Below are 9554 nucleotides of genomic sequence, written 5' to 3' on the forward strand. Positions count from 1 at the left end.
GCCCCCGGGTACGCGCCCTGCTCACCGCGCTCGCCCTGCGCGCCGACCGGCCGGGACCCGTCCCCGTCGACACCCTCATCGCCGACATCTGGGCGGACGACGCCACCGCCGCCGGCCCCGGCCGGGAGCTGCCCCCGGCCGACGCGCCCGCCGCCCTCCAGGCCCTCGTCGGCCGGCTCCGCCGCGCCCTCGGCGACCGCCACCGGGACGCCGTCGTCTACAGCGCCGCCCCGCCCGGCTACCGGCTCGCCGCCGACCCGGACACCATCGACCTCTTCCGCTTCCAGCGCCTGGTGCGCGCCGCCGAGCGCCAGGACCCGGCCGCCGAGGCCCGCACCCTGCGCACGGCACTCGCCCTGTGGCGCGGGCCGGCCCTCGCCGACCTCCCCGAGCCGGCCCGCCGCCCCGCCGCCGCCCGCCTGGAGGCACTGCACCGGACCGCCCGCCGCCGCCGCGCCGCCGCGGACCTCGCGCTCGGCCCCGCCGAACCCCTGCTGCCGGAACTGCGCGAGCTGATCGACGCCGACCCCCTCGACGAGCCCGCGCACGCCCTGTACATCCGCGCCCTGCGCGCCGCCGGGCGCCCGGCGCAGGCGCTCGCGGCGTACGAGACCGTCCGCACCACCCTCGCCGACCGCCTCGGCACCACCCCGGGGCCCGAACTGACCGCCCTGTACGCCGAACTCCTCGCCCCACCCCCCGCACCGGCGACGCCGCCGCCCACCCCGGACACGCCCGCCGCCCCGGCCACCCCGGCCACCCCCGCCGACCGCCCGCCCGGCACCCCGCCCTCCGGCGGCAACGTACGGGCCCGGCTCACCAGCTTCGTCGGCCGCGAGCACGACCTCGCCGCCCTCCGCGCCGACCTGCGCCACGCCCGCCTCATCACCCTCACCGGGGCCGGCGGCTCCGGCAAGACCCGGCTCGCCGAGCACACCGGCCTCACCGTCACCGACTACCCCGACGGGGTGTGGATCGCCGAACTCGCCAAGCTCGACCAGCCCGGTGCCGTCCCCGGCGCCGTGCTCTCCGCACTCGGCCGCCGCGAGACCACCCTGGTGCGCGGCAGCTCCGGCACCGACCCGCACCACGACCCGGCCGAACGCCTCCTGGAGTACTGCGCGGGCCGCCGCCTGCTGCTCATCCTCGACAACTGCGAACACCTCATCACGGCCGCCGCCACCCTCGCCGAGACCCTCCTCACCCACTGCCCCCACCTCACGGTCCTCGCCACCAGCCGCGAACCCCTCGGCGTCCCGGGCGAACTCGTCCGCCCCGTCGAACCCCTGCCCCTCCCCTCCGCCCACCGGCTGTTCACCGAACGCGGCGCCGCCGTACGCCGCGACATCCCCGCCGACGACGCCGCCGTCGCCGAGATCTGCCGCCGCCTGGACGGCCTGCCGCTCGCCATCGAGCTCGCCGCCGCCCGGCTGCGCTCCCTCACCGCGCGCCAGATCGCCGCCCGCCTGGACGACCGGTTCCGGCTGCTCACCAACGGTTCCCGCACCGTCCTGCCCCGGCAGCAGACCCTGCGCGCCGTCGTCGACTGGTCCTGGGACCTGCTGGAGGAGCCCGAACGCACCGTCCTGCGCCGGCTGTCGGTGTTCGCCGGCGGCTGTACGCTCCCGGCGGCCGAAGCCGTCCTCGCCGACGGCACCACCGTCCCCCGCGACCAGGTCCTCGGCATCCTCGGCTCGCTCGTCGACAAGTCCATCGTGCTGGCCGACACCGCCGACCCGGCCACCGGTGTCCGCTACCGCATGCTGGAGACCATCCACGAGTACGCCGCCGGACGCGCCGCCGAACACCCCGCCGACCGCGCCGCCACCCGCGCCCGGCACACCGCCCACCTCCTGCGCTTCCTGGAGGAGGCCACCCCCCGGCTGCGCGGCCCCGCCCAACTGGGCTGGCTGGCCCGGGTCGAGGCCGACCTGGACAACGTCCGCGCCGTCCTCTCCCGCGCCCTGCGGGCCGGCGACCGCGACACCGCCGGACGCGCCATCCTCCACATGGGCTGGTTCTGGTACCTGCGCAACTACCGCTCCGAGGGCCAGGAATGGATCCGGCTCGCCCTCGAACTCGACCCGCACGCCGCCGACGACGACCGCCCCCTCCCGGGCCCCGGCGAGCCCTGGCCCGACGACCCCGGCTACCTCCACCGGCTCGAACTGCGGCTGCTGTCCGCCTTCCTGCTCGCCGACCAGCAGCCGGGCGGCCCCGACGTCACCGACGAGACGCTGCACCGCCACGCCCGGCGCATGTACACCGCGTTCGGCGAGACCGCGCCCGAACGCGGCCTCCGCTTCCCCGGCATGCTGTGGCCGTTCACCGGCTTCCTCCTCGGTGAGACCTTCCCGGCCGTCGCCGCACGCATGACCAGGGCCATCACCCTGCTGCGCCGGGACGATCCCGCCGAGGACCGGTCGTGGGAGCTGGCCCTCATGCTCCTCTTCCGCTTCCGGGTCTCCCTGGAGGTGCCGGGCGCGCAGGCCGTGGGCGGACTGCGCACCCCTCGCGCCCTGTCGGACCTCGCCGAACTCGAAGCGCTCGCCCACCGGGTGGGGGATCGCTGGCTCAGCTGCCAGACCTGTGGCCTGCGCGGCGACTACGCCTCCCTCACCGGCGACTACCCCACGGCCGCCGCCGAGTTCGACAAGGCGATCAGCATCGCCGAAGAGGTCGGCGCGCACGCCGAGACCCCGTTCTTCGCCGTGCGGCTGGCCGAAGCGCTCCACCACGCGGGCGACCCGCGCCGCGCCCGGGAACTCCTCGACGAGGCCTCCGACCGCGCGCAGCGGCTCGGCCTGCGCGACTGCCTCGGGCTCGCCGACTACCTGGGCGCCGTCATGGCCCTGGAGCTCGGCGACCCCGCCACCTCCCGCGCCCTGCGCGAACGCGCCGTGAGCAACCTCAAGGGCGGCACCCCCACCCCCATGTTCCAGGTGATCATGGGCATCCTCACCAGCCGGCTGCTGCTCGCCGAGGGCGCGCCCTGGCGGACCGCGCTCGCCGAGGTGCACACCGCCCTCTCCTACGGCACCCTGATGGGCTGCCCCGACCTGCTGCTGAGCCAACTGCTGGTGGCTGCCGCCGCCGTGGTCACCGTGGGCGGCGAACCGGCCATCGCCTGCCGCCTGCTGGCCGGCGTCCACGTCCTGCGCGGCGACCTCCCGCTCACCCCGCCGGAGGAGCGCGTCCTGCGCGAGGTCAGCGCCGCGGCCGCCGCCAGGCCCGGCGCCACCGGCGTGGCGCCGCTGACGGACGTCAACGAGACACTGGCCGTCCTCGGCGCGCTGCTGCCGGTCAGCGACAGTTGATCTCCGACCGCGCCCAGTCCGCCAGCGCCAGGGCGCTCAGCGGCCCGTCCGGTGTGGTCTCCAGCCGCAGGACCGACACCCCGTTCAGCGGCACCTCCACCGGTACCGCCGCGTCCCCGCTACGGATCACGTCCGAACGCCACAGCTGCGCGCCGTCCCCGTACACGCTGAAGACCGCGGAGCCCTGGCCGAGGTTCATGTCGTCCATCCCGGCCACCGCGCGGTAGGAGACGCAGGCGCGGTTCAGGTCGATGGTGACCGAGGAACGCCCGCCGACCGTGATGCCGTGCGGATAGGCGCGCCCGCCGATCGACACCTCGTCGCGCTGCCACACCCAGCCGCTCTGCCAGAGCCGGATCGCCGGCTCGGTGCCGTCGCTGAACAGGTCGAAGGCGAGCGTGCGCAACTGGTACGGCTCGGGCTCGGGCTCCGGCTCCGGTTCCGGTTCGGGCTCGGGTTCGGGCTCCGGCTCCGGTTCGGGCTGGGGTTCCGGCTCCGGATCGGGTTCCGGGGCGGGCGGTTGCGGTACGGGGTCGGGCTCGGGTTCCGGTACGGGTCCGGGCTCCGGGGCGGGCTCGGGCTCCGGCTCCGGCTCGGGGGCGGGAGCGGGCGGCTCCGGGTCCGGTTCGGGGTCCGGCCCGGGGCCAGGGGTGGGCTCCTCGGCGGCCGGCGGCATCACCGGGGCGGTCGGCGGCGGGTCGGCCGCACGCGGCGGCTGCTCCTCGCCCGGACCGCCGACCAGCGCCAGGGCCAGCACGGCCGCCGCCGCGACCACCACCACCCCGGTGGCGGCCCCGGCCTTCGCCGAGGACCCGAACCCCTCGGCGGCGGCCGCGCCACCGGCCTTGGCGCCCGCCCCGCCGACCCCGCCGGCCGCCGCCGCCGCGCTCGCCGAGGCGCCCGCCCCGCCGGTCCCCAGCAGCAGCGCGCCGATCTTGCCCGAGGAGCCCGCCGCGAACCAGCCGATGACCGCGATCGGCAGCACCGTACGGATCGTCTCGTTCAGGTCCTTGACCTCGGAGGCCGCCAGCCGGCACCGGGCGCACTCCTCCAGGTGCTTGCGCAGCCCGCGCTCCGCCCGCATCCGCAGCTTGCCCCGGGCGAACGCCCCGAGCCGGTCGGAGTACCGCGCGCAGTCCCCGCTGTCGTCCGCCCGCACATGGCCGACATGGGCCTGGAGGTACGCCTGCTTGAGCCCTTCCCTGGCCCGGTGCGCCAGCACCGCCGTCGCGTTCGGCGTCAGCCCCAGCAGCGGGGCCACCTCCTGCGGCGACGCCTCCTCGACGGCCGTGTGCCACAGCACGGTCTGCCAGCGCTCCGGCAGCGACCTGAACGCCTGGACGGCCAGCGACGCCTCGGCCTCGCGCATCGCCAGCACATCGGGGCCCAGGTCGAGGGTGTCCTCGTCGCCGGCCCGCGCCCCGGTCGCCGACACCGCGAACACCGCGAAGTCCTCGACCAGGTGCTCGCGCCGCGCGGTGCGCGCCCAGTCGGCGGCCACCCGCCGCACCGCCGTCAGCAGATACGCGCGCACCGCCGTCTCGGGCCCTGCGCCGCCCCGTACCGCCTGGAGCGTGGCCGCGAACACCTCATTGGTCAGATCGTCCGCGGTATCGGCGTCCCGGCAGCAGGTACGGGCGTACCGGCGCACCGCGTCCCGGTGCCGCCGGTACAACTCGTCGTACGCCGCCGCGTCCCCCTGCCGCATCCGCTCGACCAGCTCGATGTCGGCCGGGCCCACGGTCCGGTCCTCGGCGCCGGTGCCCGTTCCGGCACCGCCGTCCTCCGTTTCGCCCGCCGGCGCGCCCGGCGGCCCGCCCGCCGTGGCGGGCTCCCGCTGCCGGGGCACCTTGGAGCCCTCCACCAGCCCTTCGCGCTCTCCCGAACTCTCCTGGGCCCCGCCGGCGTCAGCACTCATACGAAGGAAAGCCCCCCGGTATTGACATACGTGTCAGCGACAGGGGTCAGGTTGCCACACCTTCGGCCCGTTGCGGTGAAAGTTGAGCCCGGAACCACCCTTCCGAGCGGTCGCGCGAACACACTTCAGTCACACACCGGGGCGCAGCCCGCGCAGCAGAACCTCCAACAACCGCTCCGACGCCGCCTCTTGACGCCCGTGATCGGCGAGCCGCGGCGGCGCGGCGGCGATCACCAGCATCACGTCCGCCACCGTCACATCCGCCCGCAACTCCCCGGCCGCCCGGGCCCGTTCCACCAACTGCCCCACCGTACGCAGCAGTTCCGCCGCCCCCAGGCGCTCCCCGCCCGCCCGGTCCGCCGGACCCGCCTGGCCCGCCGGACCCTCCGCGCCGCCCGCGCCGTCCCCCGCGCGCTCCCCGCCCCCGCGCTGCCGCGGCACCCGCTCCGCGTCCCGGTCCTCGCCCGCGTCCCCGGCCGGGGACAGCCACCACAGCTCCGGCGGCAGCAGCCGCCCCGAACCCGAGGCCGCCGACCCCCGGACGAACGCCTCCAGACCCCGCCACGGCTCCCCCGCCGACGCCACCGCCAGCGCCTCCGCCGCCCGCTCCGTCAGCCACCGCGTCTGCTCCTCCGCGATGTACCGCACCAGCGCCTCCTTGTTGGGAAACCGCCGGTACACCGTGCCGACCCCCACCCGGGCCCGGCGCGCCACCTCCTCCATCGGCGCGCCGTAGCCCTGCTCCCCGAAAACGTCGCGCGCCGCGCTCAGCACATGGCGCAGATTGCGCTGCGCGTCCACCCGTAAGCCGCCGGCCCGGCCACCGCCCGCGCGCCGCCCGCTCTCGCCGTCCGTCCGCATCATGTCCGTCAACCCCCGTCAGCACGGACGCCCCCCTACAGAACGCCCCTCGGCCATCTGTCCCCCGAACATAGTTGAGCCCACCGGCACTGAGAACCACGGCTCCGCCACCCACCGCAGCCCGGCGACCGCGCAGCGCGACCGTCCGGCCCGTCCACCGCCCGTTCGGCGCAGCGTCGCGTCCGACCTGTGGACAACAGCCCCCCGGCACGTGCCTCATGGACAGGTGACCAAGGACGCCACGAAGCCCCCGCACATCCTGATCATCGGTGGCGGCTCGGTGGGCCTCTACACCGCCCACCGCCTCCAGCGGCACCTGCGGCGCGAGCTGGGCCGCGGCGATGTCCGCATGACCATGGTCAGTCCCGACCCGTACATGACCTACCAGCCCTTCCTCCCCGAAGCCGCCGCCGGGAACATCTCCCCCCGGCACGTCGTCGTCCCGCTGCGCCGCGTGCTCAACCGCTGCCGCTTCGTGACCGGTGAGGTCACCACCATCGACACCGCCCGCCGGGTGGCCACCATCAGAACCGCCGCCGCCCGCGACAGCGGGGGGCCGGCCCTGGAGATCAGCTACGACGAACTCGTCCTCGCCCCCGGATCGGTCTCCCGCGTGCTCCCCATCCCCGGGCTCGCCGCGCACGGCATCGGCTTCAAGACCGTGGAGGAGGCCATCGGGCTGCGCAACCACGTCCTCGAACAGCTCGACATCGCCTCCTCCACCCGGGACACCGCGATCCGGCAGGCCGCCCTGACGTTCGTGTTCGTCGGCGGCGGGTACGCGGGGGTCGAGGCGCTGGCGGAGCTGGAGGACATGGCGCGCTACGCCTGCCGCTACTACCCCAATCTGCGGCCGGAGGAGCAGAAATGGATGCTCATCGAGGCGACCGACCGGATCCTGCCGGAGGTCGGGGCCGAGATGGGCCGGTACACGGTGCGGGAACTGCGCGGCCGGAACATCGACATCCGGCTCTCCACCCGGCTGGAGACCGTCGAGGACCGGGTGGCGGTGCTCAGCGACGGCTCCCGCTACCCGACCCGCACCCTGGTGTGGACCGCCGGGGTCAAGCCGCACCCGGTGCTGGCCGACTGCGGCGTGCCGCTGGACGAGCGGGGCCGGATCCGCTGCACCGCCGAGCTGCGGGTGCTGGACACCCCGCATGTGTGGGCGGCCGGCGACAGCGCGGCCGTGCCCGACCTGACCGCGGACGACCCGACCGCGCTGTGCGCCCCCAACGGCCAGCACGCGGTGCGCCAGGGCCGGCACATCGCGCGCAATGTGCTGGCGACGCTGCGTGGCGGTACGGTGACGCCCTACCGGCACGCGTATGTGGGGTCCGTCGCATCGCTGGGACTGCACAAGGGGGTCGCACAGGTGTATGGACGAAAGCTGAAAGGCTTTCCCGCCTGGTTCATGCACCGGACATACCATCTGAACAAGATGCCCACGATCAACCGCAAGGCGCGCGTCGTCGCGGAATGGACCCTTGCGGGATTGTTCAAACGTGAGATTGTCTCTCTCGGCTCCCTGGAACATCCGCGAGCCGAGTTCGAGGAGGCAGCCGGCGGCACCCCCCGGCCGGACCGCCCCTGACGCCCGCATGTGACCATGGGTGGGCGGCGGCTCACACAAGACGACGAATGATCGGATGGCAGTGAACTTGACGCGCTGGAGTATCCGGCTGCCCGGAGCGCAGCGGCGCAACGCCGCGGCCCGCGCGGAGACGGGCAGTGTTCCCGCGGCGCGCACGGAGCCCCAGCCGACGCCCCCCGCGGCGCCCGGCGGCGGGCGCGGTGTCGACGCCGCCGCCGTCCACGAACTGCTCGGCCCGGTGCCCGCCCCGGTCGCCGTCGTCCACGGCGCGGAACACCGCCTCGTCTACACCAACGATGCGTACACCACCGCCTTCGGTTCCCGCGCCGCCGGGAACCCGGCCCGCGAGACGCTCAGCGAACTCGTCGACGTCGGCCTGCTGCCCCTCATGGACCAGGTACGGCGCAGCGGCACCTCCCGCACCCTGAAGTCGCGCCGCGTGGCCTCGGCCGGCGGGGAGGCCGTGTACACCTTCACCTGCACCCCGGTCGACCTCCTCACCCCCGAGGACGGCACCACCGCCACCGGCGTCCTGGTCTTCGCCTCCGACGTCACCGACCAGGCCGCCTCGGCCGAACGGCTGCGGGAGAGCGAGAGCCACCAGCGCGAGGCCGCCGTCACCCTCCAGCGCAGCCTGCTGCCGCAGAAGCTCGAACAGCCCGACGACCTGCGCGTCGCCGCCACCTACCAGCCCGGCGGCATCGACGCGGCGGTCGGCGGCGACTGGTACGACGTGATCACCCTCGGCGCCGGCCGCACCGCCGCCGTCATCGGCGACGTGATGGGCCGCGGGGTACGCGCCGCCGCCGTCATGGGCCAGCTGCGCACGGCGGTGCGGGCGTACGCGCGCCTGGACCTGCCGCCGCACGAGGTGATCCAGCTGCTGGACGGACTGGCCGGCGAGATCGCCCCGAGCCAGATCGCGACCTGCGCCTACACCGTCTACGACCCCAACGAGGGCACGCTGACGTACGCCTCGGCCGGCCATCTGCCGCTGATCGTGCGCGACGCCGACGGCGAGGTGCGGCGGGTCACCGGACCTACCGGCCCGCCGCTGGGCACCGGGGGCTGGCTGCACACCTCGGGATCGGTGCCGTTCGGCCCGGGCGCCAGCGCCGTGCTGTACACGGACGGCCTGGTCGAGCGGCGCGACGCCGACATCGACGTGGGCCTCACCGCCCTGGAGCGCGCCTTCGCCGGCTCGGGCGACAGCCCGCAGATCGTGTGCGACCGGCTGCTGCGCGCCCTGGGCATCACCGGCGACCACGACGACGACGTGGCGGTACTGGTGCTCGCCTGCCCCGAGCGGGAGGGCGAGGAGGCCGACCTCTTCCGGGGCGCCGCCCTGGAACTGCTGGGCGGTGTCGAGGCGGCCTCCCGGGCCCGCGCCTTCGCGGAGGGCGTGCTCACCAGCTGGCGCTTCCCCGAGGAACTGCGCGAGCTGGGTGTGCTCACCGCCAGCGAACTCGTCGGCAACTCCCTCAAGCACGGCAAGGCCCCGATGCGGCTGCGGCTGCGCAGGACCGACCGCCGGCTGATCGTCGAGGTGACGGACGGGGACGAGCATCTGCCCCGCCGGCAGCAGGCGGACGCGGCCGACGAGACCGGCCGGGGCATCGCGGTGGTGGCCACGATCGCCACGGAATGGGGCTCCCGGCGGCTGCCGGAGGGCGGCAAGGCCGTGTGGGCCGAGTTCGAGTTGACGTGACGCGGGTCGGCGCGTAACGTACTCCGAGCTGTCCACCCCAGGGAATCTCCACGGAGGCGGAGCAGCACGTCTCGCCGCCGGCGGTCACACGATCACCGAAGCGGCACCCACTCGTAAGAGATCGAACCCGTGAGGGGCCTTATTCGGCATGTCCGA

At 75.3% G+C, this 9554-nt stretch carries 5 protein-coding genes; 3 read left to right on the top strand and 2 right to left on the bottom strand.

Features of this window, described 5'->3' with window-relative positions:
* Positions 1–3317, top strand: a 3317-nt coding sequence (locus tag ACFV5N_RS19705) for an ATP-binding protein (protein WP_385601359.1), incomplete at its 5' end; no start/stop codon positions are given.
* On the opposite strand, the gene ACFV5N_RS19710 is transcribed toward ACFV5N_RS19705, so the two are convergent.
* Both ACFV5N_RS19710 and ACFV5N_RS19715 read right to left on the bottom strand, forming a co-directional pair.
* Positions 3304–5235, bottom strand: a complete 1932-nt coding sequence (locus ACFV5N_RS19710) for a sigma-70 family RNA polymerase sigma factor (protein WP_385601362.1) — start codon at positions 5233–5235, stop codon at positions 3304–3306. The genes ACFV5N_RS19705 and ACFV5N_RS19710 overlap by 14 nt on opposite strands.
* 129 nt (positions 5236–5364) lie before the next feature.
* Positions 5365–6099 carry a helix-turn-helix domain-containing protein gene (locus ACFV5N_RS19715; protein WP_385601365.1) on the bottom strand — a complete coding sequence of 245 codons (735 nt, stop codon included), beginning with the start codon at positions 6097–6099 and terminating at the stop codon, positions 5365–5367.
* A gap of 223 nt (positions 6100–6322) precedes the next feature.
* On the opposite strand from ACFV5N_RS19715, the gene ACFV5N_RS19720 reads away from it, so the two are divergent.
* Both ACFV5N_RS19720 and ACFV5N_RS19725 read left to right on the top strand, forming a co-directional pair.
* The gene (locus ACFV5N_RS19720; RefSeq protein ID WP_385601367.1) at positions 6323–7690 is read left to right on the top strand and encodes an NAD(P)/FAD-dependent oxidoreductase; all 1368 of its coding nucleotides are present in this window, start codon (positions 6323–6325) and stop codon (positions 7688–7690) included.
* A gap of 61 nt (positions 7691–7751) precedes the next feature.
* Positions 7752–9398 (top strand): SpoIIE family protein phosphatase, encoded by a 1647-nt coding sequence (locus ACFV5N_RS19725; protein WP_385601370.1) that lies wholly within the window; start codon positions 7752–7754, stop codon positions 9396–9398.
* The last annotated feature ends 156 nt before the right edge of the window (positions 9399–9554 follow it).

Source organism: Streptomyces sp. NPDC059853, assembly GCF_042731495.1.
Lineage (GTDB): Bacteria > Actinomycetota > Actinomycetes > Streptomycetales > Streptomycetaceae > Streptomyces.